The following is a 22,378-nucleotide window of genomic DNA, read 5'->3' on the forward strand; positions in this document are numbered from 1 at the left end:
TGCTCCATCCGCCCCCGAGTCGCCCCGAAGGACACACCGCCATGGCCGCCACCTCCGAACCCGCAAACGCTGCCAAAAGCCGCCGCAAAGCCGGACGCCACCGCGGCGAGGGCCAATGGGCCGTCGGACACTTCACCCCGCTCAACGGCAACGAGCAGGTCAAGAAGGACGATGACGGTCTCCATGTGCGGACACGCATCGAGACGATCTACTCCCAGCGCGGTTTCGACTCCATCGACCCCGCCGACCTGCGCGGCCGCATGCGCTGGTGGGGGCTCTACACCCAGCGCAAGCCCGGGATCGACGGCGGCAAGACGGCCGTTCTGGAGCCGGAGGAGCTGGACGACCGCTACTTCATGATGCGCGTGCGCATCGACGGCGGGCGGCTGTCGGTCGCCCAGCTGCGCGCCATCGGCGAGGTGTCCGAGCAGTACGCACGCGGCACCGCCGACATCACCGACCGCCAGAACGTCCAGCTGCACTGGGTGCGCATCGAGGACGTGCCCGCCATCTGGGAGAAGCTCGAGGCCGTCGGACTGTCCACGACAGAAGCGTGCGGCGACTGCCCCCGCGTCATCATCGGCTCCCCGGTGGCCGGAATCGCCGCGGACGAGATCATCGACGGGACGCCCGCCGTCCGGGAGATCCACGACCGTTACATCGGCAGCAAGGAGTTCTCCAACCTGCCGCGCAAGTTCAAGACCGCGGTCTCCGGGTCCCCCGTCCAGGACGTCGTGCACGAGATCAACGACGTCGCGTTCGTCGGCGTCGTCCACCCCGAGCACGGCCCCGGGTTCGACCTCTGGGTCGGCGGCGGCCTGTCGACCAACCCGCGGCTGGCCGAGCGGCTGGGCACCTGGGTGCCCCTGGACGAGGTGGCCGAGGTCTGGGCCGGGGTCGTGGGCATCTTCCGCGACTACGGCTACCGGCGGCTGCGCACCCGCGCCCGGCTCAAGTTCCTGGTGGCCGACTGGGGTCCGGAGAAGTTCCGCCAGGTCCTCGAGGACGAGTACCTGGAGCGCAAGCTCGTCGACGGCCCCGCTCCCGAGGAGCCCGTCTCGCGCTGGCGCGACCACATCGGCGTCCACCGGCAGAACGACGGCCGCTACTACGTCGGTTTCGCGCCGCGTGTCGGCCGGGTCGACGGCGCCACGCTCACCAAGATCGCCGAGCTGGCCGCCACCCACGGCTGCGACCGGCTGGCGACCACCGTCGAACAGAAGATGATCATCCTCGACGTGGCGCAGGAGCGCGTCGACGCCCTCGTCGACGGGCTCGAAAACCTCGGCTTCCAGGTGAACCCGTCCCCGTTCCGCCGCGGCACCATGGCCTGCACCGGAATCGAGTTCTGCAAGCTCGCCATCGTCGAGACCAAGGGCCGGGGCGCCGCCCTGATCGAGGAACTCGAGCGCCGCATGCCGGAGTTCGACGAACCGCTCACCATCAACCTCAACGGCTGCCCCAACGCCTGCGCCCGCATCCAGACCGCGGACATCGGCCTCAAGGGCCAGCTGATGCTGAACGCCGAGGGCGAGCAGGTCGAGGGCTACCAGGTGCACCTCGGCGGCGCCCTCGGGCTCCAGGCCGGGTTCGGCCGCAAGGTCCGCGGACTGAAGGTCACCGCCGACGAACTGCCCGACTACGTCGAGCGGGTCCTGCGGCGCTTCCAGGAGCAGCGCGAGCCCGGCGAGCGCTTCGCCGCGTGGACCGCGCGAGCCGGCGAGGAGGACCTCACGTGAGCGAGCGCGCAGCACCCTTCCACTGCCCGTACTGCGGCGAGGAGAACCTGCGCCCCTCCGAGGAGGGTCACGGGGCCTGGGAGTGCGGCGACTGCAACCGCGCCTTCCGCCTGTCCTTCCTCGGGCTGCTGTCCCGCGGTGTGCGGCGCAACGACGCCGAGGAGAGCAGCAGCGACAGCGGCGACACGGAAGGACGTGCCACCTCGTGACCACCGCACCGCACGGGCACACGGACGGACTCCGCGAACTCGCCGAGCAGGCGGGCCGCGACCTGGAGGACGCCTCCGCCCTGGACATCCTCCGCTGGTCCGCCGGCACCTTCGGCAGCCGGTTCTGCGTCACCTCCTCCATGGAGGACGCCGTCGTGGCACACCTCGCTTCCCGCGTCCTTCCGGGCGTGGACGTGGTGTTCCTCGACACCGGCTACCACTTCCCGGAGACCATCGGCACCCGTGACGCGGTGGCCGAGGCGATGGACGTCAACGTCATCACCCTCACCCCGCGGCGGACCGTGGCCGAGCAGGACGCCGAACACGGGCCGAAGCTGCACGACCGCAACCCCGACCTGTGCTGCGCCATGCGCAAAGTCCAGCCGCTCGAGGAGGGCCTGACCGGATACGACGCGTGGGCCACCGGCCTGCGCCGGGACGAGTCACCGACTCGCGCCGACACCCCCGTGATCGGCTGGGACCAGAAACGGCAGAAAGTCAAGGTCTCCCCAATTGCCCATTGGACACAGCAAGATGTGGACGCCTACATCACCGAGCACGGGGTCCTGATCAACCCGCTGCTCTCGGACGGCTACGCCTCCGTCGGCTGTGCACCGTGCACCCGCCGGGTGCTCGAGGGTGAGGACGTACGGGCCGGCCGCTGGGCCGGCAACAGCAAGACCGAGTGCGGGCTGCACGGCTGATGACGGTTCGAGTGAATGAGGCAGGGGACATGAGCGTGACGGAGACCGGCGCGACGGTCTGGCTCACCGGGCTGCCGAGCGCGGGCAAGACGACGATCGCCCACACACTCGCGGAGCGGCTGCGGGGGGACGGGCACCGGGTCGAGGTTCTGGACGGGGACGAGATCCGCGCATTCCTGTCGTCCGGGCTCGGGTTCACCCGCGAGGACCGGCACACGAACGTGCAGCGGATCGGCTTCGTCGCCGAACTGCTCGCTTCCCACGGTGTGAAGGCCCTCGTCCCGGTGATCGCGCCCTACGCCGACAGCCGGGCCGCAGTCGCCGGGCGTCACCGCGCCGAGGGCACCCGATACCTGGAGGTGCACGTCGCCACTCCGGTCGACGTGTGCTCCGAGCGCGACGTGAAGGGCCTGTACGCGAAACAGGCCGCGGGCGAACTGTCCGGTCTGACCGGAGTGGACGACCCGTACGAGGCTCCCGAGGCACCGGACCTGAGGATCCGGGCGCACGAGCAGAGCGCGGCCGAATCCGCTGCGGAACTACACGCGTTGCTGACCGAGAAGGGACTGGCATGACGACGGTTACGAAGACCGGCGACACCACCGACAACCCGTACGCGCTCGGCCACCTGGACGCCCTGGAGTCCGAGGCGGTGCACATCTTCCGCGAGGTTGCCGGTGAGTTCGAGCGACCGGTGATCCTCTTCTCGGGCGGCAAGGACTCGATCCTCATGCTGCACCTGGCGCTGAAGGCGTTCGCGCCCGCGCCGGTCCCGTTCGCACTACTGCACGTCGACACCGGGCACAACTTCCCCGAGGTCCTCGACTACCGCGACCGCACGGTCGCCCGGCACGGGCTGCAGTTGCACGTCGCCTCGGTGCAGGAGTTCATCGACGCCGGGAAGCTCCGCGAGCGCCCCGACGGCACCCGCAACCCGCTGCAGACCGCCCCGCTGCTCGACGCCATCGAGCGGAACCGCTTCGACGCCGTCTTCGGCGGCGGCCGGCGCGACGAGGAGAAGGCCCGCGCCAAGGAGCGCGTGTTCTCCCTGCGCGACGAGTTCGGCGGCTGGGACCCGCGCCGGCAGCGACCCGAGCTGTGGCAGCTGTACAACGGGCGGCACTCCCCGGGCGAGCACGTCCGCGTCTTCCCGCTGTCCAACTGGACCGAGCTGGACGTCTGGCAGTACATCGCCCGGGAGCGGATAGAGCTGCCGTCGATCTACTACGCGCACGAGCGCGAGGTGTTCGCCCGCAGCGGCATGTGGCTGGCCCCGGGCGAGTGGGGCGGCCCGAAGGACGGCGAGCGGATCGAGACCCGCAAGGTCCGCTACCGGACGGTGGGCGACATGTCCTGCACCGGGGCGGTCGAATCCGATGCCGAGACGGTCGAGCAGGTCATCACCGAAATCGCCGCCTCCCGGCTCACCGAGCGGGGAGCGACCCGGGCCGACGACAAGCTGTCCGAGGCCGCCATGGAGGACCGCAAGCGCGAGGGGTACTTCTGATGAGTCCGATCCTGTCCGGGACCTCGATGACCTCGCTGCTGCGATTCGCCACCGCGGGCTCTGTCGACGACGGCAAGTCCACCCTGGTGGGCCGCCTGCTGCACGACTCCAAGTCCGTGCTGAGCGACCAGCTGGAGGCGGTCGAGCTGGCCTCCCGCCGCCGCGGCCAGGAGGCGCCCGACCTCGCGCTGCTCACCGACGGTCTGCGCGCCGAGCGCGAGCAGGGCATCACCATCGACGTGGCGTACCGCTACTTCGCCACCCCCCGGCGCCGCTTCATCCTGGCCGACACCCCGGGGCACGTGCAGTACACCCGCAACATGGTCACCGGCGCCTCCACCGCACAGCTGGCCGTGGTACTGGTGGACGCGCGCAACGGCGTGGTCGAGCAGACCCGCCGGCACGCGGCCGTGGCCGCCCTGCTGCGTGTGCCGCACGTCGTGCTGGCGGTCAACAAGATGGACCTCGTGGACTACGCGGAGCCCGTCTTCGCCGCGATCGCGGAGGAGTTCACCGCCTACGCGGCGTCCCTGGGCGTCCCCGGGATCACCACGATCCCGATCTCCGCGCTGGCCGGGGACAACGTGGTGACCCCCTCGGCGAACATGGACTGGTACGGCGGCCCCACGGTGCTGGAGCACCTGGAGACGGTGGTCGTCGACTCGGATCCGTCCGAGGACCCCGCCCGGTTGCCGGTGCAGTGCGTCATCCGGCCGCAGACCGCCGAGCACCCTGACTACCGCGGCTACGCGGGCCAGATCGCCTCGGGCGTGCTCCGTGTCGGCGACCGGATGACCGTGCTCCCCTCCGGGCTGACCAGCACGATCGAGGGCATCGACGCGCTCGGCGAGCCGGTGGACAGCGCCTGGTTCCCGCAGTCGGTGACGGTGCGTCTCGCGGACGACCTGGACATCTCCCGCGGCGACGTCATCGCCCCCGCGGGGTCGGCGCCGGTGCCCTCTCAGGACGTCGAGGCGACGGTGTGCCACCTGCACGACCGGCCGCTGAAGCCGGGTGACCGGGTCCTGCTGAAGCACACCACGCGCACGGTGAAGGCGATCGTCAAGGACATCCCGTCCCGGCTGACGCTGGACGACCTCTCGCAGCACCCCGCGCCGGGCGAGCTGGTGGCCAACGACATCGGCCGGGTGGTCGTGCGCACGGCCGAGCCACTGGCACTCGACGCCTACGCCGAGTCGCGGCGGACCGGTTCCTTCCTGCTGATCGACCCGGCCGACGGTTCCACACTGACGGCCGGCATGGCGGGCGCCGCGTTCGCGTCCCCCGTCACCGTGGAGACCCCGGCGGACGACGACGGCTGGGACTTCTGACATGGCCGGGGACGTGTTCTCGACCTTCGCGAAGGAGGGCGGCCGGGTGGGCAGCGGCGCCCTCGGCAGCGGGCAGGGCGGAGTGGGCCGATGTGCGGGCTGATGCCGTGGCGGGCCCGCGTACATGCGCGGCCCCGCTCTCCGCTCCGACGAGCCTCCCCCTGACAGTGCCGGGAGGGGCTCCCCGCCCAGCCGGACGCGCCGCACGGCGTGCAGGTCCGGCCCCGATGAGGGGAAACCACCTCCGTTGCCTGCCGATCGCACCACCCGCGTACACCGCGCCGGCCGCCGGTTCGCCGCGGCCGTCGGCGTCCTGCCGCTGCTGATCACCGCGCTGGGCGCCTGCGGCTACGGGTCGCGGGCCGCACAGACCGACGTCACGCCCGTCGAGGCGAAGGGCGCGAAACTCTCCGCCGACGACGTGCGGATCGGCTACTTCGCCAACACCACCCATGCCACGGCGCTGGCGGGGATGGAGACGGGCATCGTCCAGAGGGAACTGGGCGGCACCGCGGTGAAGCCGCAGGTGTTCAACGCCGGCCCGTCGGCGGTCGAGGCCCTCAACTCGGACGCCGTCGACATGGCCTGGCTCGGCCCGTCGCCCGCGGTGAACGGCTGGGCCCGGTCCGGCGGGAAGGCGCTGCGCATCGTCTCGGGCTCGGCCTCCGGCGGAGCCTCCCTGGTCGTGAACCCGAAGCGGATCAAGAACGTCGGTGACCTGAAGGGGCGGACGATCGCCACCCCGCAGCTGGGCAACACCCAGGACGTGGCGTTGCTCGACTACCTGGCCGGCAAGGGCTACCGGGTCGATGCGAGGACCGGCGAGGGCGACGTCACCGTGGCCCGCACCGAGAACAAGGTGACGCCTGCCGCCTTCGAGCAGGGCAGCATCGACGGCGCCTGGGTGCCCGAGCCCACCGCCTCCCAGCTGGTCGCCCGCGGCGGCAGGGTCCTGGTCGACGAGCGGACGCAGTGGAAGGACGGCCGGTTCGTCAACACGAACCTGGTCGTCTCACCGACGTTCCTGAAGGCCCACCCCGACGTGGTCGAGGCGGTGCTGCGCGGGTCCGTGAAGACCAACGCATGGATCGGGAAGCACCCGGACGAGGCGAAGCGGGCCGTCAACGCACAGCTGGAGAAGCTGGTCGGCAAGCCACTGCCGACGAAGGTGCTGGACCGGGCGTTCCGCTCCACCGAGGTCACCGACGACCCGCTGGCCGCGACACTCAGGACCCAGGCCGCGCACGCCGCTCGCGTCGGTCTCCTCGACAAGCCCGATCTCAGGGGCATCTACGACCTGAGGCTGCTCAACAAGGTTCTGCAGGACGCGGGCAGGCCGCCGGCCGACGACGCCGGACTCGGCGCGTCCTGGGCAACCGGCCCCGCGCGACCGCACGAATCCCGCGCCCCCAGGAGGTGACACCGATGGCCACCGCACTCATCAGGAACACCGAGAACAGCCCGGATGACGCAGACAACGCAGACCACACCGTCGACGCCGACGGCACCGACGTCTCCGTCCCCTACGCCGCCCGGCTCGACCACGTGTCGAAGAGCTTCGGCCGGCACGGTGCCCGGCAGCAGGTACTGGACGACGTCTCGCTGGACGTCGCCCCCGGTGAGTTCGTCTGCCTCCTGGGCGCCTCGGGATGCGGCAAGTCGACGCTGCTGAACCTGGTCGCCGGACTCGACCGGCCCACCAGCGGCACCATCGAGACCACGGGGCACTGCCGTCCGGCGCTGATGTTCCAGGAGCACGCCCTCTTCCCGTGGCTGACCGCGGGCAGGAACGTCGAACTGGCCCTGCGGATGCGCGGAGTGCCGCGCGCCGAGCGCCGCGAGGAGGCCGAACGTCTGCTGGAGCTGGTGCGGCTCAAGGAGGCGCACGGCAAGCGCGTGCACGAGCTGTCCGGTGGTATGCGTCAGCGGGTCGCCATGGCCCGTGCGCTCGCCCAGGACAGCGGCCTGCTGCTGATGGACGAGCCGTTCGCCGCCCTCGACGCGATCACCCGCGACGTGCTGCACGACGAACTCACCCGCATCTGGCGCGAGACGAACCTGTCGGTCCTCTTCGTCACCCACAACGTCCGGGAGGCCGTGCGCCTGGCCCAGCGCGTGGTGCTGCTGTCCTCCCGACCCGGACGGATCGCCCGCGAGTGGTCGGTCGACATCCCGCAGCCACGCCGCATCGAGGACGCGGCGGTGGCCGACCTGTCCGTGGAGATCACCGAGCAGCTGAGGGGGGAGATCCGCCGCCATGGCCAGCACTGACACCCGGGTCACCGGGAACGCCGGCCCGGGCGGGCCCGGACCGACCGTCGACACCGGGACGACCGGGTCACCGGACGCGCTCGCCGGTCTCGAGGCCGGACTGGACGCCCTCGAGACCCGTCCCGTCGCGCGTACCCCGCTGGGGAGGATGCTCCTGCAGAAGGCCGTGCCCCCGCTCGTCGCGGTCGTCCTGGTCCTGGTCCTGTGGCAGCTCGCCCACCACTTCGAACTCAAGGAGAGCTACCAGCTCCCGGGCCCGCTGGACGTCGCGGGCGCACTCCGCGACATGTGGCTGGAGGGCACCCTCCTGTCCTACGTGTGGACGAGCATCTCCCGGGGTGCCCTGGGCTTCGCCGCCTCCGTGCTGATCGGCACCCCGCTCGGGCTGCTCGTCGCCCGGGTCCGGCCGGTCCGGGCCGCGATCGGACCCGTCCTGTCGGGCCTGCAGTCACTGCCGTCCGTGGCCTGGGTTCCGGCGGCGATCATCTGGTTCGGGCTCACCGACGCCACCATCTACACGGTGGTGCTGCTGGGCGCCGTGCCGTCCATCGCGAACGGCCTGGTGTCCGGGGTCGACCGGGTGCCCCCGCTGTTCCTGCGCGCGGGCCGCACCATCGGGGCGACCGGGCTGCGGGGCATCCGGCACATCCTGCTGCCGGCCGCGCTGCCCGGGTACATCGCCGGGCTCAAGCAGGGCTGGGCGTTCTCGTGGCGTTCGCTGATGGCCGCCGAACTCATCGCCGGCTCCCCCGAGCTCGGCATCGGCCTCGGCCGGCTCCTGGAGCAGGCCCGTGAACTCCAGGACATGTCGCTCGTCCTCGCGGCGATCCTGCTCGTCCTGATCGTCGGCATCGGCATCGAGCTGCTGCTGTTCGCCCCGCTCGAGCGGCGGGTGCTGCGCAGCCGCGGACTGCTGGGCAACGCCGGGTGAACGGCTGATTCCGATGAACGCTCCCACTCTGCTCGTCGTCGCCCACGGCAGCCGCGACCCCCGGCACGCCGCGACCGTCACCGCGCTCACCGAGAAGGTGCGCGCGCTGCGGCCGGGGCTGCGCGTGGAGACCGCGTTCCTGGACTTCTGCGCGCCGGGCGTTCCACAGGTGCTGGACCGGCTCGCTGCGGAGGGCGTGCGTGACGTCGTCGCCCTGCCCCTGCTGTTGACCCGGGCCTTCCACGCCAAGACCGACGTGCCGACTGTCCTGGACGCGGCCCGGGCGCTGCGTCCGTGGCTCACCATCCGCCAGGCGGACGTGCTCGGCCCGTCCGGCCTGCTGACCGCCGCCCTGGAGCGGCGGCTCACCGAAGCCGGGGTCGGGCCCGGCGACCGCGGCTCGACCGGGGTCGTGCTGGCCTCGGCGGGCTCCTCCGACCCGGAGGCGATCGCAGTGATCGCTGACATCGCGCGGGAGTGGCGGCGTACCGGATGGTGCGCCGCGCGGCCTGCGTTCGCCTCCGCCGCTCCACCCCGTACCGAGGACGCGGTACGGGCCCTGCGCGCCGAGGGCGCGGGACGGGTCGCCGTGGCGCCGTACGTCATCGCGCCCGGCCGGCTCCCGGACCGGATCTTCGACGGCGCCCGAGAGGCGGGGGCGGACGTCGTCGCCGATGTCCTCGGACCGGCTCCCGAGGTGGCCCAGCTTCTTTTGCTGCGCTACGACAGCGCGGCGGGCCGGCGACCGCTGGCGTCCGCCGCCTGACGGCTTGGTCAGCGGCCGTTGCGCCGCCGGTTCCGTCTCCGGCCGCGCGCAGGGCCTTGTTGCCGGGCCGGCCGGCGGTGTGCCCGGGCGCCCGATCCGGTTCCGGCGGCGGCCCGGGCGGTCTAGACTCCGCGATCAAGAGGCCGCGGTCCGATGTTCCGGTGTTCAACCGGCCGGAACGCGGGGGGAGTTGACGGCGCCCGGGTCGGGCAGGGCTCGCGCCGCGGAACCGAGGAGCGGACGTGACCGGGAGCAGCGGATACGCGGAGCAGGCCGCCAGGAGCCAGGGCGTCGCGCACAACGCCCGGGTCTGGAACTACTGGCTCGGCGGCAAGGACAACTACGTCGTCGACCGCAAGGTCGGCGACCACGTCACGGGCATGTACCCCAGCATCGGGGACGTGGCGCGGGCGGACCGGTCCTTCCTCGGCCGGGTCGTCTCCCACCTCGCGCGCGAGGCGGGGATCCGTCAGTTCCTCGACGTCGGCACCGGCCTTCCGACGGCGGACAACACCCACCAGATAGCGCAGCGGGTGGCCCCGGAGTCCCGGATCGTCTACGTCGACAACGATCCCATCGTGCTGGCGCACGCCCGCAGTCTGCTGACGACCTCGCCGGAGGGAGCCACGGACTACGTCGACGCCGATGCGCACGACCCGGACCTCATCCTGGAGCACGCGGCCCGGACGCTCGACTTCGACCGGCCGGTCGCCCTGATGATGCTGGGCATCCTCAACTTCGTGCTGGACACGGAGGAGGCGCAGGGAATCGTCGACCGTCTGCTGGAACCGCTCGCCCCTGGCAGCCACCTGGCCCTCACGCACCCCACACTGGAGCTCGGCGGCGAGGCGAACGCGGAGGCCATGCGGTTCTGGAACGAGAACGCGAAGCCCCCGATCAGGGCCCGCACCAGGGACGAGGTGGCCGGCTTCTTCGGTTCGCTGGAGATCCTGGAGCCGGGCATCGTGTCGTGCGCGCGGTGGCGTCCGGGGCCGGACGACGAGAACGGCCCGGAGGTCGCCCAGTTCGGCGCGGTGGGCCGGAAGAACTGAAGGACATCCGGCGGTCGGGACGGCCGGGACCTCGCCCGGTCCGGCCGGGCCGCGAGGCGAGGGCCGCAGGCCGCGCAGGAGGGCAGCCGGGTTCGGGGCCCAAGGACGGGTGACAAGGTGAACCGGCGGCTGGCCAGGTCGATGCGCAGGTACCGTGGCTGCTTGCCAGATGGGATAATGGCAGACTCGTTGCGGCCTACTGCTCCGCGGCGAAGTCGGCCAGAAGCTCGGCGATGAGGCTGGGGGCGTTGCGCACTGCCGCCGGATTGCGAACTCGGTAATAGGGAAGCGCAATCATTTCCAGGGACAGCGCCCAGCCGCGGGCGCGCACCCAGGCGAGCTCGTCGATCTCCAGTACGTTGCGGAACGCGCGGCGTGACTCGCCGTTGAACAGGTACCAGGCGGGTAGCAGGTCACCGGCGGGGTCGGCGGCGCGTGCGGTGGCGAAGTCGATGACTGCGGTGAGTCGGCCGTCGGCCGCCAGTACGTTGCCCGGCAGGAGGTCTCCGTGGATCCACCGCGGCGGCCCGTCCCACGCGCCCACCGCGAGCGAGGTTTCCCATGCCGCGAGCACCAGGCCGGTGTCGAACTCGTCTTGAAGCTCCTCGAGCGCCGCGCGGAAGAGTTCGTCACGCGGTGCCAGCGGTGTGCCACGGCTGAACGGATCATCCGGCGGAAGTGGAGCTCCGGTCGCGTCGATTGCCTGCAGGCGGTTGACGAACTCGGCCAGTTCCCGCGCCGCAGCCGACGGGTCGGCCAGCTGATCGTGCCGGAAGGGGGTTCCGTCCAGCCAACGGTAGACACCCCAGGTGAAGGGGTAGCCCTCGTTCGGTGTCCCAAGGGCGAGTGGTTCGGGGATGGCCAAGGGCAGCGCGGGAGCAAGACGTGGCAGCCACGTCAGGTCCTTCTCCACCTGGCCTTGCGCCCATGCGGTGCGCGGAAGGCGTACGGCCAGGTCCGTACCCATGCGAAACGTCACGTTGTCCGTGCCCGACGAGGCGACCAGCCGAACCTGCAGCCCGCCCCACTGCGGGAACTGGTCGGCCACCAAGCTCGCGGCCAGCGAGGCATCGATGTCCACTTCGTCATCGTGCAGTTTGGTGGCCTTGGCGTCAGGCATAGAGACGGAGCCTGCCACAGCCGTCGGTTATGCGACCACCGATTTACGAGTTGGATCAGGGTGAGCACTTCAGTCGTCGCCAGCAGATGGTGGCGCAGCCCAGGATGATGAGGACGTGGTGGATGTCGTCGCGGGTCTCTCAGCGGATGCGCAGGCGGCGGAACCGATGCAGCAGCGTGAGCACGCCTTCCACAACCCAGCGGTGGAGGCCGAGGCCGGAGCCATATTCGGTACCGCGCCGGGCGATGTGCAGGGTGATCCGCCGCACCCGGACCTGGTCGCGGTAGGTTTCGTCGTCGTAGCCGCGATCGGCGTAGAGGTGCCGCGGGCGCCGCAGCGGTCGCCCGCACTTGCCGCGAATCTGCGGGACGGCCTCGCTCAGCGGGATCAGTTGGGTGACGTCGTTGCGGTTTCCGCCGGTGGTGATCGTGCCCAATGAAAGGCCGTGTGCTTCGACCGCCCTCCGGCGATGTCCCACCGGGCGCACGGCCCGGTGGGCGCACGGCCCGGTGGGTCGGTGCGGAAGGGCCGCCCGGATCTGCGCCGGTGACGCCGTCAGCCGTCCCCGGCCATCGCGATCAGTTTGGTGACGGTGTTCCAGTTCCGGGTGGTGGCACCGAGGTTCCGGCCGGTCCGGTCGATCACCGGCATGAGCTTGCTCCGGCCGAGGCCGCCGGGAGTGTAGGCGTAGATCTCCCGCTCCCCGAGCCGGAACTCGTCCGGCCCGTACGCAGCAGGGTCGATCCGGTCCCAGGTCGTGGGGTCGGCCGGCCCGGCGAGGAAGGTGACGGTGAGCTTGGCCGGGTCATGACCGTCCGGGCGGAAGGGGCAACGGTCAGCGACGGCACGCAGCTCGGCGGCCGTGCGCACGGTGCAGCGGACGTCGAACCCGAACCGGTCCGCGACGGCCCGTTCCAGTTCGAGGGCGATCGCGGAGGCGTCGGTCCCCGTGCTCGTGAAGACGGCGTTGCCGCTCTGGAGCAGGGTGCGGACGTCGGCGTACCCGAGGCCGCTCAGCAGGTCGCGCAGCGCGGCCATCGGCACCTTGTTGTGCCCACCCACATTGACGCCGCGCAGGAAGGCCGCATATGTCGTCACGAACTCACCCTAGTGGCAATCCCGTTGCCCGGCGGGCCTGCCGTGGCTACCGTCCGTCGGTGTGCCCCCCGAACTGCGCACTTCCCGGCTGCTGCTGACCCCGTACACGCCCGCCGACGAGGAGGACTTCGTCGCGCTGTTCCAGGACGAACGGGTCTCCCGCTGGATGGGCGACGGACCGCAGTCCGAGGCGGAGGACCGGGCCCTCTTCGGACGGGTCTTCTCGAAGGTGTACGCGCAGGGGCTGTTCGACGTGTGGGCCGTGCGCCGGGGCAGCAGGGTGGTGGGCCATGCGGAGATCAAGCGGACCGATGCGGTTGACGGCTACGAACTCGTCTACGCCCTGGTGCCGGACGCCCACGGTCGGGGTCTGGGCACGGAACTGGCCGAGGCCCTCGTCGGGTACGGGTTCCGGGAACTCGGCGCGGACACGGTGCACGCCACCGTCGCAGCGCAGAACACGGCGTCGCTGGCCCTGCTGACACGCATCGGCTTCGCACACGTCCGGGACATCGCCGAGGACGACGGCAGTACGACCCGGGTGCTGACCCGGACCCGGATCGCCGGCCCTCCCGGAAGCGCAGGAACGGAACACGGCGTGGGCACCTGAACCCCATCGGCTTCGGCAGGGGGTCGGGCAGGCCGCCCGACCTCCGCTGCGGGTCGTCCCAGGCCACCGCGCTCATCCGTCAGCCGGCCGGCGTAGGGACGAACTGCGTGGTCTTGCGACCGGATCGACGGACGGTCTACAGCCCGGGTGAACCTTCTCTCCAGCCATGGCCGGCAATTTCCGTGTGAACCGGCTCGCTGCTCAGGTGCATCCCCTTGACAAGAAGTCTATCGTTTATCGATATTATCGATAAACGATACGTATGCCGAAGTGGACGGGGGAGACCATGGGTGCCAAGTCCTGGTGGAGCCAGACCGACAGCCGGCTGCTGCAGGCAGCTCTGGGCCTCGCCGTCCTGCTGGTCGGCGTCTTCGGGGTGCTGCTTCCGACCCTCGGAGTGGCCGGCCTGATGGATCCGATGGACACCCGGGAGGTTGAGGCCGAGGCGGCGACCCGGGTACCGGGAACCATGACCGACGCGGTGTCGGGCTACGGCATGACCCTCACCGGCAACCACCGGGCGGATCTCGTCTTCGCCGACCCCGACCTGGGGCAGCGCCTGCTGCTCGCCCTGCCGGAGATCGTCGGCAGCCTGCTCCTGCTCCTCATCCTGGCCCTCCTTCTCAGGATGGCCCGGACCCTGCGCGGCGGCGACGTCTTCGTGCCGATGAACGCCCGACACCTGAGCGCCATAGGACTCACGGTGCTGGTGCAGGCCGTCCTGGCCCCGGTGCTGCCGGCCCTCACCACGAAAATGCTGTTGCGCGGCACCCCTATGGCCGAACAGGTCCCGTTCTCGGTCACCTTCACCGGCGAGTACGTACTGCTGGCCTTCCTCGTCCTGGCGCTGGGAGAAGTCTTCCGTCGCGGAACGAAGCTGCGCGCCGATACCGAGGGGTTGGTCTGATGCCACCGGAGGAGGAGCACCGGGTCCAGGTCCACCTGGGCCGACTGCTGGCCGAGCGCGGCATGACCCTGTCCGAACTGGCGGCCAGGGTCGGGGTGACCGTGGTCAACCTCTCCGTTCTCAAGAACGACCGGGCGAAGGCGATCCGCTTCTCCACCCTCACCGCGATCTGCCGTGAGCTGAACTGCCGGCCCGGCGACCTGCTCAGCATCCGTCAAGACTGACCGTTCCCACCGCAAGAACGTCCTGGGCCCGATCGTCGTTCACTGCCTCCAGATGCGGGGAGCGCGTACGCGGTGCTCGCACGCCCCGACGGCACGCAGCCGGCCGCCGCGCCCCGAGGGGTGAGCGCGACGGCCGGTGAACCGAGCCGGTGCGGTTACTCCACGACCTTCAGCAGCTTGTTCGCGGTGCCCTCGGAGGGGTTGCTGATCTTGTCGGCGGTCGCGCCCTCGGTCAGCGCGGTCGCCACCTGCTGCGGCGTGGCGTCCTGATGGCCGGCCAGGTAGACGGCGGCGGCCCCGACGACGTGCGGGGTGGCCATCGAGGTGCCGGAGATGGTCTTGGTCCCGGTGTCGCTGTCGTTCCAGGCCGACGTGATGTCCGAGCCGGGCGCGTAGAGGTCGACGACGCTGCCGAAGTTCGAGAAGTCGGACTGCTGGTCGTCGATGGTGCTGGAGGCGACGGTGATGGCTTCCGGCACCCGCGCCGGGGAGCCCTGGCCCGCGTCGGCCGACTCGTTGCCGGCCGCGACACCGAAGGTCACGCCGGAGGCGATGGCCTTCTGCACGGCCGCGTCGAGCGCCTCGTCGGCGCCGCCGCCGAGGCTCATGTTGGCAACGGACGGGCCCTGGTGGTTCTGCGTCACCCAGTCGATGCCGGCGACGACCTGCTCGGTGGTGCCGGAGCCCTGGTCGTCGAGCACCCGGACGGCCACGATCTCGGCCTTCTTCGCGACGCCGTGGGCGGCACCTGCGATGGTGCCGGCCACGTGGGTGCCGTGCCCGTTGCCGTCGTCCGCCGAGTCGTCGCCGTCGACGGCGTCGAACCCGTGGGTGGCACGGCCCTCGAAGTCCTGGTGGGTGATGCGGACTCCGGTGTCGATCACGTAGGCCGTGACGCCCTCGCCGCCGCTGTCGGGGTAGGTGTACTTCTTGTCCCCGGCGGTGTCCTCCTGGTCGATCCGGTCCAGACCCCAGGACGGAGGAGCGTCCTGGGTGGCGTTGATGCTGAACTTCTTGTTCTGGACGACCTTGTCGACGGCCGGGTCGGCAGCGAGCCGTTCGGCCTCGCTCTCGGTGAGGCCGGAGGCGGAGAAGCCGTTGACGGATGAGTTGTAGCTCTTGCGGAGCTTTCCGCCGTACTCCTGCGCCAGGTCCTTCTTGTCGGTCTTCCGGTCGAGCATGACGATGTAGCTGCCGGCGATGGCGGTCTCGGCATGGGTCCCGTAGACCTTGCCCTCGGCGGGTGCGGCGCCCGCGGGGAGCGTCAGCAGGGTGGCGCCGGCGGTGACCGCCACCGCCGCGGATATCCCCAGGAACATCGAACGCTTGCTGGAACGCTTGTGGTTGGCCATGAAGAGAAGTCTCCTCGTGTGCTGTGTGGGGGGTTGAAGCGTTGTTGCAATCGCCCCGTCCCACAGGAAGACCTGCGGTCCGGGTGCTCGAAACCCTGGCCGCTCCACCGGTCGAATTCAACGGTCCGCGCGAGCCGTTACAGACACCTCAAGACTTCTTAAGAACAAGAAACAACAAAAACAGACAAGTTACTTGAGCGTTAGGTCAACCGACCAGTAGCTACGGCCTTTCCGGGCAAACCGGGATGCACGACGGCGTGCCCGGATCGCCACCCCCACGCACTCCCCCGCGAGCGGAGACGGCCACGCCCGCCCGCGGTCCCGGACACGACATCGGCCGGTCCGCCGCGGCGGACCGGCCGATGTCGTCAGGCAGCCCGCTCGAAGGACTTCATCGCCCGGCCGAAGTCCCGGGTGGAGAGCAACAGTTTGTAGATGATCGCGAGTTCGAACAACAGCAGCAGCGCCCCGGCCCCCACGGTCACCGGTATCACCGCGTCCAGCGCGGGGGCGACGATGAACACGGCCATCTGGAACTCGATCCCGCTGACCAGGTGCGTACGGATACGGCGCCGGAGCAGCAGCGAACGGAATCGGATGTACCAGGGAAAGCGGTGCCGGAACTCCTCGTGCAGGTCGACCACGTTCCCGCCACCGCGCAGCGACAGGACGGGCGCCAAGGGGCGGGGCCCGGGCTCGGCCTCCTCGGCCGTGCCCGACCCGGGGGCCGGGTCGGCGACAGTTCGGTCCGCGTCGAGATCGGCCTCGGGATTGCTCCTCAGCAGGTCTTCCATGAAGGCGAGTTCCCCGATGTCCTCGGCCCGCCGCGCCTCGCGCACCCTCGCCTTGATCTGGGCGCGCATCCCGTGACGGATCTTGAAGATCTGCAGGGCGTCGATGTAGCGCAGCATGTCGAGGAAGACGACGGCCAGCGCGAGCCAGAGGTGGACGACGTCCCCGGTACGGACGAACTGGCCGCCCATCAGCGCCACGGCGCAGGCCAGTACGCGGACCCGGTCGAAGACGTAGTCCAGCCAGGCACCGAACACCGAGCCGGTCCCGGTCAGCCGGGCGAGCTTGCCGTCCATGCAGTCCAGGACGAAGCTCGCGTGGTAGAGCGCCGCGCCCGCCAGCAGCCACCCCGGGCTTCCCGACGCGAAGCAGCCCGCCGCCGCGAGCCCGAGGAACAGGGCGAACCAGGTGATCCCGTTCGGGGTGACACCCGGTGCCCGCAGAGCGGTCCAGCGGACCAGCGGAGTGGCGACAGGATCGACGAGCAGCACGGTCCACCAGGCGTCGCGCTTCTTCTCGGTGATCCTGCGTACCTCCGCAAGGGGTGGTATGTCGCCGGCCATGCTCTCTCCCTCTTTCGGCTGGTCACCCCATGTTGAGGAGGGTGAACAACAGGAATCCAGAGGCAGGGCGCACAACCTTTACTCTTGGGTAACGGTCTTTCAGGTTGTCCGTGTCAATGCCCTTGCCTCATCTTCAGGGCGGCGCCGCCCATTCCGGCGCGTGCGGCCTCGACGAGGTCGGCCGCCCGGACCGGCCCCGCCCTCCGCCACGATTGCCGCTTGCAGGGCGACCCCGCTCCCGGCTGCTGGGAGAATGGCCGTGCCGGCGCCCGGTGGGACGGCGCTGGACGAACACGGCGACACCGCGGGAGCAGGGACACGTGGCACAGCAGGAACCGGGCGGGGAGGCGGCTGTCGCCCCGCTCACCGAGGAACGGGCCCGCGCAGTACTGGCGGCCGCGGTGCCGCCGTTCGGGTCGGGAGCCGTCGGGGCGCGGCTGCTGGCGCTCGGCGAGAACGCGGTCTTCGCTCTGGACGACCTGTCCCTGGTGGTGCGGATCTCACGCGACCTCGCGTACTGGGACCGGGCGGGGCGGGAGTTGCAGGTCGCCGAGTGGCTGGCCTCGGCCGAGGTGCCCGCGGTCCGTCCCGACCGGCGCTTCGGCACGGACGGGCCGATGGCGGTCGAGGGCCGGACGGTGACCTTCTGGGAGCAGCAGCCCCGGTCCGTCCGCCCGGCGGGCGGGGCCGATCTGGCCGGTCTGCTGCGGCTCGTGCACGCCTTGGCCCCGCCCCCGTTCCCACTGCCGCGACGTGATCTGCTGGGCGGCGTCGAACGCTGGCTGCGGCTGGCCGGCGGGGCCGTCGATCCGGCGGACGTGGACTACCTGCGCGCCCGCCGCGACGACATCGCCGCGGGCATCGCCGAGCTGACCCCCCGTCTGCCACCGGGGCCGATCCACGGGGACGCTCTGCTGCGCAATGTACACGTCGGCCCCGACGGCCCGGTGCTCGTCGACCTGGAGACCTTCTCGTCGGACCTGCGCGAGCACGACCTCGTGGTGATGGCCCTCGGCCTGGACCGGTACGGGATGCCCGCCGAGCAGTACGCGGCCTTCACCGGCGGTTACGGCTGGGACGTCCGCGAGTGGGACGGTTTCGCCCTGCTGCGCGGTGCCCGTGAGACCGCGAGCTGCGCCTGGGTCGCCCAGAACGCACCGGGCAATCCGGCAGCGCTCGCCGAGTTCCGGCGGCGCGTCGGCTCACTGCGCGACGGGGACACCCACGTGCGTTGGTACCCCTTCTGACCCACCGGGGCCGCGGGGCCCGGCGCCTGCCCTCCGGGCGGCGTCAGACCGGGCAGCGCTGGTAGGGCACCAGCGGCCAGGCCGGTTCGATCCGGGCCGCCGGGTCCGTGGTCTCGCGCAGGTACTGCTGGAAGGATGCGGCCTGGTCGGCGGCGGCCCAGATCTGCAGTTTGTGGAGTTCGCGCAGGTCGGCAATGCCGATCGCCGGGTGGTGCTCCCCGAGGCTACGGGCCACCCGGGCGGCGGCCACGGCGTCGGCGCCCGCCTCGTGCGCGGTGTCGAGCCGGACGCCGTAGTGCGCACACAGGACCTGCAGGTTGCGCCGGCCCTTGCGGTAGCGGTCCACGTGCTTGTCCAGGACCAGCGGGTCGATCACTGGGAAGGGATCCTCGCCCAGGCGGTCCGAGAGCGGCGGCACGCCGTGCCGCCGGCACTCGCGGTCGAGGAGCGTCAGGTCGTAACGGGCGTTCATGACGACCAGTGGTTCGCCACCTTGCAGCGTCGCGGCAACCGCTTCGGCGATCTGTGCTATGCCGTCCGGCGCCGGGATGCCGTGCGCACGGGCCTGTTCGGTGGAGATCCCGTGGATGGCGCCCGCGCCCTCGGGAATGTCGACGCCGGGATCGAGCAGCCAGCGGCGCATGGCGTGCGCGGTGCCGTCGGACGCCAGGGTGACGAGCGCCGCGGTGACGATGCGGTCGTTCTCGACATCCGTCCCGGTGGTCTCCAGATCGAAACCGGTCAGCCGCTCCCGGTACCAGGCCATATCGGCGCTCCTCTGCTCTTGTGGTGCGTTCCCCCTGAATGCGTCACACCCTCGCACGCACCACTGACACCCGGGCCGTGCCTCTTCGGCCGGCGCCCCGCCCCCGGGGGCACCGCCTTGCGGAAGACCGGTCCCTGCCGCGCGCCGCGATCAGGACACCGGCCGGGAATCGCCCCAGATGGTCTCGAACTCCTCCCGGTACGTCTCGAACAGACCGGGCTCGCCCCCTCCTTCGCCGTGCACCAGGTCACGGCGCTGTGACCGCAGGACGAACACCGGGGACTCCATCCCGCGGGCCCGCCGGAGATAGGACTGGACGACGGCCAGGCCGCCGGCGCGGTCCCCGTTCACCAGGTAGGCGGCGAAGCGCGGCGTCTCGTCGAAGACGCGGATCTCGAAGCTGCCGCCGCCCTGGTCGAGGGGAGCGCGCAACCGGTCGCGGACTCGGCGCATGTGCATGATGTTCGTCTCGACCGAGCGGCTCAACTCGCCTTTTCGGAGGTTGAGTTCACGCTCGCGACGCCGCACGGCGCTGCTCGCCGGATTGAGGAAGAGCAGCCGGGTCCGGCAGCCGGACTCGGCGAGCCGCACCAGGCGCCGTCCGGAGAAGTTCTGGACGAGCAGGTTCAGCCCTGTGCCGATGGCGTCGAGCCGCCGGGCGCCCCCGAAGAGGTCCTCGGCCGGCAGCTGGCGCTGGAGCCGCACCCGGTCGGGATGCACCCCGACGACGTCCGCGTACCGGTCTCCGACCAGGTCCTCCACTGCATCGACGGGAAGCCGGTCGGCCGACGGGGTCCGCGAACTGCTGCCCAGGATCTCGAGGAGGCGGGTGGCGGCCCGCTCGGCCTGGTCGAGCGCCACCTGGGAAAGGGCCCGGTTCCGGGAGACGACGTTGCGGCTCACCTCGAGTTCGTCGAGGGCGAGTTCGAGGTCGCGCCGGTCGTCGAGGTACGGCTCGAAGCACGGCCAGTGCTGGACGAGCAGTTCCCGCAACTGGGGGAGGGTGAGGAAGCTGAGCACGTTGTCGTCCGCCGGGTCGAGCAGGTACCCCTTGCGCCGGCTGACCTCGCGCACCGCCACCGCCCGCTGCACCCATTCGTGCCCGGCCGGTCCGGCGGCGGCGACCACCCAGTCCTCACCGTGCACGGGTTCGTACACGGGGCGGAGCACTCCGGCGACGACCGCCCGCAGCCGCTGTTCGACAAGATTCAGCCAGATGTAGGCCCGGCCGGCGCGGCGGGCGCGGGTGCGCACCTCGTCCCATGCCTCCGCCCCCCAGTCCAGTTCCGCACCGATTTCCACCGGCTGCGCCAGGGACACCGCACCGGGCGGAATATCCGCGGAGCCCCCTTCCCCTCCGCCCTCACCGGGGGGTAGCTCCAGCCCTCCCGAGCCCACGTGCATACCGCCTTCCGCCCCCTGTGCTGATCAAGGAAGCCTACTGCGCGGGCCGAGCCCGCTGCACCCTCAATGGTTCAGCTCTCCACCAACTCTCCTTTCGCAGCTGCATGGTTGACGCTCGGAGGCGGATATGAACGGAATACGGCCGAAAACAACTACCTCGTCGTCCCGGAACCCGCAGCTGCACGGGCGCCCTGCGCGCCGGGGTGTGTGCGACATCCCGTGAGTTCTCCTGGGCTCGGCTGAGTCCCTAACCCTGTGGCCAGGAGGTTCTTCCTCCTTCGGGTGCACTGCGGCTCTGTGACGTAACTTCGGGGTTCTTGAAGCGTTCTCACTTTGTCCGACCGATCCGCAGTCGGAACGAAGGCAAGGAGGCTCGGGTTGGCGGCGCTGGCGGTCGTACGGGACCTGCGTGATCACTGGGCGCCTGCGTCAGCGGAGGAGCTGGAGCGGTTCGAGACCGACGTGCTGGTTCGTTCTCGCGCGGGTCTCAGCGGGCTTGGCGGATGGCACGATCCGCGGAGACGTCGGGCACTTGGAGCAGATCAGGAGCTGGTTCGGCCGACCGCTGTGGGACATGGAGCTGGCTGACGCCGACGCGTACTTCGGGAAGGTGCTGCGGAACTCGCCCAGCGGCACCCGGCTGGCCCGGTCGCAGGCGCTGACGACGTACTTCCTGTTCCCGGAGCTGCGGCACAAGGTCGAGCTGCACCGGAAGACTGGCCGGGTGGTCGAGTGCCCGATCGACGAGATGAACCGGCCGCGCGGCTCGAAGGACGCCCAGCTGCGGATCTCGCCTACCGAACCGGATGTCGGGACGCTGTTCACCGGCTGGGGCGGCGAGTTGGCGAGTTGCCGCAAGTTCGCCCCTACTGCCCGAAATTACACTGCTTCGAAGCTGATGTCCCAGGTCGGCCTGCGGGTCAGTGAGGCGTGCAAGCTCGACCTGGCGGACATCAAGTGGGATTTGGGCCGGTTCGGCAAGCTCCACGTCCGCCATGGCAAGGGCGCCCGCGGCTCGGGCCCGCGTGAGCGGATGGTTCCGCTGATCAACGGCGCCGATCGAACGCTGCGGTGGTTCATCGAGGACGTGTGGGGCCAGTTCGACGACGACCACGCCCGCCCCGGCGCCCCGCTGTTCCCTTCGGAACGGAAGAACGCCGACGGATCCGCCCGCCGGGTCGGCGACGACGCCCTGCGAGGCGGGCTCGCCGAGGCGGCGAAATTTCACCTGCCCGGCTGGGGCGACAAGCTCACGCCGCACGTCCTGCGGCACTTTTGCGCGTCGGAGCTCTATCTCGGCGGACTCGACCTGATCGCGATCCAGGAAGTCCTCGGACATTCATGGATCGCCACGACGATGCGATACGTCCACGTGCAGCAGACCCGGGTCGAGGACGCCTGGGTCGCCGGGACCGAGCGGACCCCGAAGCGGCTGGAAGGGCTGATCCGATGAGGTGGAACCTGCGGCTGACGGCCGCGAACAAGGGTATCTGGAAGGCGTCCGAGCTCCAGCGGAGCCTGGCCGAGCACGGGTTGGTGATCTCGGCTGGGAAGATGTCCGGGCTGTGGTCCGGCCAGCCGGTCTCGCTCAAGCTGGAGGACCTGGACGTCATCTGCGTGGTCCTTGGCTGCGAGATCGGCGACCTGCTGATCCCCGAGCCGGAAAAGGTCCGCCGCCCGGGGCAGGCGGAGGGGACGGAACGGGCCGCGGTTGGTGCGGGGACCGCCACACGAGCGGTGGTCCCCAGGCGCCGGGGCGGCCGGTCGCTGCCGCCGGAGTGAGCC

General features: G+C 70.8%; 24 protein-coding genes. 17 read left to right on the top strand and 7 right to left on the bottom strand.

Going from position 1 to position 22,378, the window contains the following annotated elements; all coding sequences use genetic code 11:
* The first annotated feature begins 41 nt into the window (after nt 1–41).
* The 11 genes from M1E25_RS05915 to M1E25_RS05965 all read left to right on the top strand — a co-directional run bounded on the left by M1E25_RS05915 (nt 42) and on the right by M1E25_RS05965 (nt 10,510).
* Nucleotides 42–1,739 carry a nitrite/sulfite reductase gene (locus tag M1E25_RS05915; protein ID WP_251410720.1) on the top strand — a complete coding sequence of 566 codons (1,698 nt, stop codon included), beginning with the start codon at nt 42–44 and terminating at the stop codon, nt 1,737–1,739.
* Nucleotides 1,736–1,948 (top strand): hypothetical protein, encoded by a 213-nt coding sequence (locus tag M1E25_RS05920; protein ID WP_251410723.1) that lies wholly within the window; start codon nt 1,736–1,738, stop codon nt 1,946–1,948. Before M1E25_RS05915 ends, M1E25_RS05920 begins: the two co-directional genes overlap by 4 nt.
* Nucleotides 1,945–2,652 (top strand): phosphoadenylyl-sulfate reductase, encoded by a 708-nt coding sequence (locus tag M1E25_RS05925; protein WP_251410727.1) that lies wholly within the window; start codon nt 1,945–1,947, stop codon nt 2,650–2,652. Before M1E25_RS05920 ends, M1E25_RS05925 begins: the two co-directional genes overlap by 4 nt.
* Nucleotides 2,653–2,681: 29 nt before the next feature.
* Nucleotides 2,682–3,227, top strand: a complete 546-nt coding sequence (cysC, locus tag M1E25_RS05930) for an adenylyl-sulfate kinase (RefSeq protein WP_251410730.1) — start codon at nt 2,682–2,684, stop codon at nt 3,225–3,227.
* Entirely contained in the window at nt 3,224–4,159 is a 936-nt protein-coding gene (gene cysD / locus M1E25_RS05935; RefSeq protein ID WP_251410733.1) for a sulfate adenylyltransferase subunit CysD, read from the top strand. Before cysC ends, cysD begins: the two co-directional genes overlap by 4 nt.
* Nucleotides 4,159–5,490: a sulfate adenylyltransferase subunit 1 gene (locus M1E25_RS05940; RefSeq protein WP_251410736.1), complete on the top strand. Its 1,332-nt coding sequence runs from the start codon at nt 4,159–4,161 to the stop codon at nt 5,488–5,490. Before cysD ends, M1E25_RS05940 begins: the two co-directional genes overlap by 1 nt.
* A gap of 247 nt (nt 5,491–5,737) precedes the next feature.
* On the top strand, nt 5,738–6,910 hold the full coding sequence (locus tag M1E25_RS05945; protein WP_372500531.1) for an ABC transporter substrate-binding protein: 1,173 nt from the start codon (nt 5,738–5,740) through the stop codon (nt 6,908–6,910).
* A gap of 5 nt (nt 6,911–6,915) precedes the next feature.
* Nucleotides 6,916–7,761, top strand: a complete 846-nt coding sequence (locus M1E25_RS05950; RefSeq protein WP_251410739.1) for an ABC transporter ATP-binding protein — start codon at nt 6,916–6,918, stop codon at nt 7,759–7,761.
* Nucleotides 7,748–8,692 carry an ABC transporter permease gene (locus M1E25_RS05955; protein ID WP_251410741.1) on the top strand — a complete coding sequence of 315 codons (945 nt, stop codon included), beginning with the start codon at nt 7,748–7,750 and terminating at the stop codon, nt 8,690–8,692. Before M1E25_RS05950 ends, M1E25_RS05955 begins: the two co-directional genes overlap by 14 nt.
* Nucleotides 8,693–8,705: 13 nt before the next feature.
* On the top strand, nt 8,706–9,458 hold the full coding sequence (locus M1E25_RS05960; RefSeq protein WP_251410744.1) for a sirohydrochlorin chelatase: 753 nt from the start codon (nt 8,706–8,708) through the stop codon (nt 9,456–9,458).
* Between the two features lie 242 nt (nt 9,459–9,700).
* A complete protein-coding gene (locus M1E25_RS05965; RefSeq protein ID WP_251410747.1) occupies nt 9,701–10,510 on the top strand; it encodes an SAM-dependent methyltransferase in 810 nt (269 codons plus the stop codon).
* Between the two features lie 196 nt (nt 10,511–10,706).
* Here M1E25_RS05965 and M1E25_RS05970 read toward each other — a convergent pair whose 3' ends face one another.
* The 3 genes from M1E25_RS05970 to M1E25_RS05980 form a co-directional block, all read right to left on the bottom strand.
* Nucleotides 10,707–11,630 (bottom strand): aminoglycoside phosphotransferase family protein, encoded by a 924-nt coding sequence (locus tag M1E25_RS05970; protein ID WP_251410750.1) that lies wholly within the window; start codon nt 11,628–11,630, stop codon nt 10,707–10,709.
* A 139-nt stretch (nt 11,631–11,769) separates the two neighbouring features.
* Nucleotides 11,770–12,117, bottom strand: a complete 348-nt coding sequence (locus M1E25_RS05975; RefSeq protein ID WP_372500532.1) for a transposase — start codon at nt 12,115–12,117, stop codon at nt 11,770–11,772.
* Nucleotides 12,118–12,185: 68 nt separating this feature from the next.
* Entirely contained in the window at nt 12,186–12,728 is a 543-nt protein-coding gene (locus M1E25_RS05980; protein ID WP_251410753.1) for a DUF1697 domain-containing protein, read from the bottom strand.
* Between the two features lie 61 nt (nt 12,729–12,789).
* Here M1E25_RS05980 and M1E25_RS05985 point away from each other — a divergent pair, with 61 nt between their 5' ends.
* The 3 genes from M1E25_RS05985 to M1E25_RS05995 all read left to right on the top strand — a co-directional run bounded on the left by M1E25_RS05985 (nt 12,790) and on the right by M1E25_RS05995 (nt 14,469).
* Nucleotides 12,790–13,338, top strand: coding sequence for a GNAT family N-acetyltransferase (locus tag M1E25_RS05985; RefSeq protein ID WP_251410756.1), 549 nt, complete (start codon nt 12,790–12,792; stop codon nt 13,336–13,338).
* Between the two features lie 262 nt (nt 13,339–13,600).
* Nucleotides 13,601–14,245: a DUF2975 domain-containing protein gene (locus M1E25_RS05990; RefSeq protein ID WP_251410759.1), complete on the top strand. Its 645-nt coding sequence runs from the start codon at nt 13,601–13,603 to the stop codon at nt 14,243–14,245.
* Nucleotides 14,245–14,469 carry a helix-turn-helix domain-containing protein gene (locus M1E25_RS05995; RefSeq protein ID WP_251410762.1) on the top strand — a complete coding sequence of 75 codons (225 nt, stop codon included), beginning with the start codon at nt 14,245–14,247 and terminating at the stop codon, nt 14,467–14,469. Before M1E25_RS05990 ends, M1E25_RS05995 begins: the two co-directional genes overlap by 1 nt.
* 155 nt (nt 14,470–14,624) lie before the next feature.
* Here the strand turns inward: M1E25_RS05995 and M1E25_RS06000 are convergent, their stop codons facing one another.
* Nucleotides 14,625–15,821: a S8 family peptidase gene (locus M1E25_RS06000; RefSeq protein ID WP_251410765.1), complete on the bottom strand. Its 1,197-nt coding sequence runs from the start codon at nt 15,819–15,821 to the stop codon at nt 14,625–14,627.
* A 368-nt stretch (nt 15,822–16,189) separates the two neighbouring features.
* Nucleotides 16,190–17,176, bottom strand: a complete 987-nt coding sequence (locus tag M1E25_RS06005) for a CDP-alcohol phosphatidyltransferase family protein (RefSeq protein ID WP_251410768.1) — start codon at nt 17,174–17,176, stop codon at nt 16,190–16,192.
* A 320-nt stretch (nt 17,177–17,496) separates the two neighbouring features.
* Between M1E25_RS06005 and M1E25_RS06010 the strand changes: the two genes are divergently transcribed.
* Nucleotides 17,497–18,423, top strand: a complete 927-nt coding sequence (locus M1E25_RS06010) for a phosphotransferase enzyme family protein (protein WP_251410771.1) — start codon at nt 17,497–17,499, stop codon at nt 18,421–18,423.
* Nucleotides 18,424–18,466: 43 nt separating this feature from the next.
* Here M1E25_RS06010 and M1E25_RS06015 read toward each other — a convergent pair whose 3' ends face one another.
* Entirely contained in the window at nt 18,467–19,189 is a 723-nt protein-coding gene (locus M1E25_RS06015) for a 3'-5' exonuclease (RefSeq protein ID WP_251410774.1), read from the bottom strand.
* A gap of 150 nt (nt 19,190–19,339) precedes the next feature.
* Nucleotides 19,340–20,587, bottom strand: a complete 1,248-nt coding sequence (locus M1E25_RS06020; RefSeq protein WP_251410777.1) for a DUF5919 domain-containing protein — start codon at nt 20,585–20,587, stop codon at nt 19,340–19,342.
* A 538-nt stretch (nt 20,588–21,125) separates the two neighbouring features.
* On the opposite strand from M1E25_RS06020, the gene M1E25_RS06025 reads away from it, so the two are divergent.
* Together M1E25_RS06025 and M1E25_RS06030 are read left to right on the top strand one after the other, a co-directional pair.
* A complete protein-coding gene (locus M1E25_RS06025; RefSeq protein WP_251410780.1) occupies nt 21,126–22,046 on the top strand; it encodes a tyrosine-type recombinase/integrase in 921 nt (306 codons plus the stop codon).
* Nucleotides 22,043–22,375 (top strand): helix-turn-helix domain-containing protein, encoded by a 333-nt coding sequence (locus tag M1E25_RS06030; protein WP_251410783.1) that lies wholly within the window; start codon nt 22,043–22,045, stop codon nt 22,373–22,375. Before M1E25_RS06025 ends, M1E25_RS06030 begins: the two co-directional genes overlap by 4 nt.
* The last annotated feature ends 3 nt before the right edge of the window (nt 22,376–22,378 follow it).

It is taken from the genome of Streptomyces meridianus, assembly GCF_023703325.1.
In the GTDB taxonomy this organism is placed as follows: Bacteria; Actinomycetota; Actinomycetes; order Streptomycetales; family Streptomycetaceae; genus Streptomyces; species Streptomyces meridianus.

Excerpts from the sequence above, each read along its gene's own strand:
- M1E25_RS05915 (WP_251410720.1), top strand. The coding sequence starts at position 42 with ATGGCCGCCACCTCCGAACCCGCAAACGCTGCCAAAAGCCGCCGCAAA.
- cysC (WP_251410730.1), top strand. The coding sequence starts at position 2,682 with ATGAGCGTGACGGAGACCGGCGCGACGGTCTGGCTCACCGGGCTGCCG.
- cysD (WP_251410733.1), top strand. The coding sequence starts at position 3,224 with ATGACGACGGTTACGAAGACCGGCGACACCACCGACAACCCGTACGCG.
- M1E25_RS05940 (WP_251410736.1), top strand. The coding sequence starts at position 4,159 with ATGAGTCCGATCCTGTCCGGGACCTCGATGACCTCGCTGCTGCGATTC.
- M1E25_RS05950 (WP_251410739.1), top strand. The coding sequence starts at position 6,916 with ATGGCCACCGCACTCATCAGGAACACCGAGAACAGCCCGGATGACGCA.
- M1E25_RS05955 (WP_251410741.1), top strand. The coding sequence starts at position 7,748 with ATGGCCAGCACTGACACCCGGGTCACCGGGAACGCCGGCCCGGGCGGG.
- M1E25_RS05960 (WP_251410744.1), top strand. The coding sequence starts at position 8,706 with ATGAACGCTCCCACTCTGCTCGTCGTCGCCCACGGCAGCCGCGACCCC.
- M1E25_RS05970 (WP_251410750.1), bottom strand. The coding sequence starts at position 11,630 with ATGCCTGACGCCAAGGCCACCAAACTGCACGATGACGAAGTGGACATC.
- M1E25_RS05990 (WP_251410759.1), top strand. The coding sequence starts at position 13,601 with ATGCCGAAGTGGACGGGGGAGACCATGGGTGCCAAGTCCTGGTGGAGC.
- M1E25_RS05995 (WP_251410762.1), top strand. The coding sequence starts at position 14,245 with ATGCCACCGGAGGAGGAGCACCGGGTCCAGGTCCACCTGGGCCGACTG.
- M1E25_RS06000 (WP_251410765.1), bottom strand. The coding sequence starts at position 15,821 with ATGGCCAACCACAAGCGTTCCAGCAAGCGTTCGATGTTCCTGGGGATA.
- M1E25_RS06005 (WP_251410768.1), bottom strand. The coding sequence starts at position 17,176 with ATGGCCGGCGACATACCACCCCTTGCGGAGGTACGCAGGATCACCGAG.
- M1E25_RS06015 (WP_251410774.1), bottom strand. The coding sequence starts at position 19,189 with ATGGCCTGGTACCGGGAGCGGCTGACCGGTTTCGATCTGGAGACCACC.
- M1E25_RS06030 (WP_251410783.1), top strand. The coding sequence starts at position 22,043 with ATGAGGTGGAACCTGCGGCTGACGGCCGCGAACAAGGGTATCTGGAAG.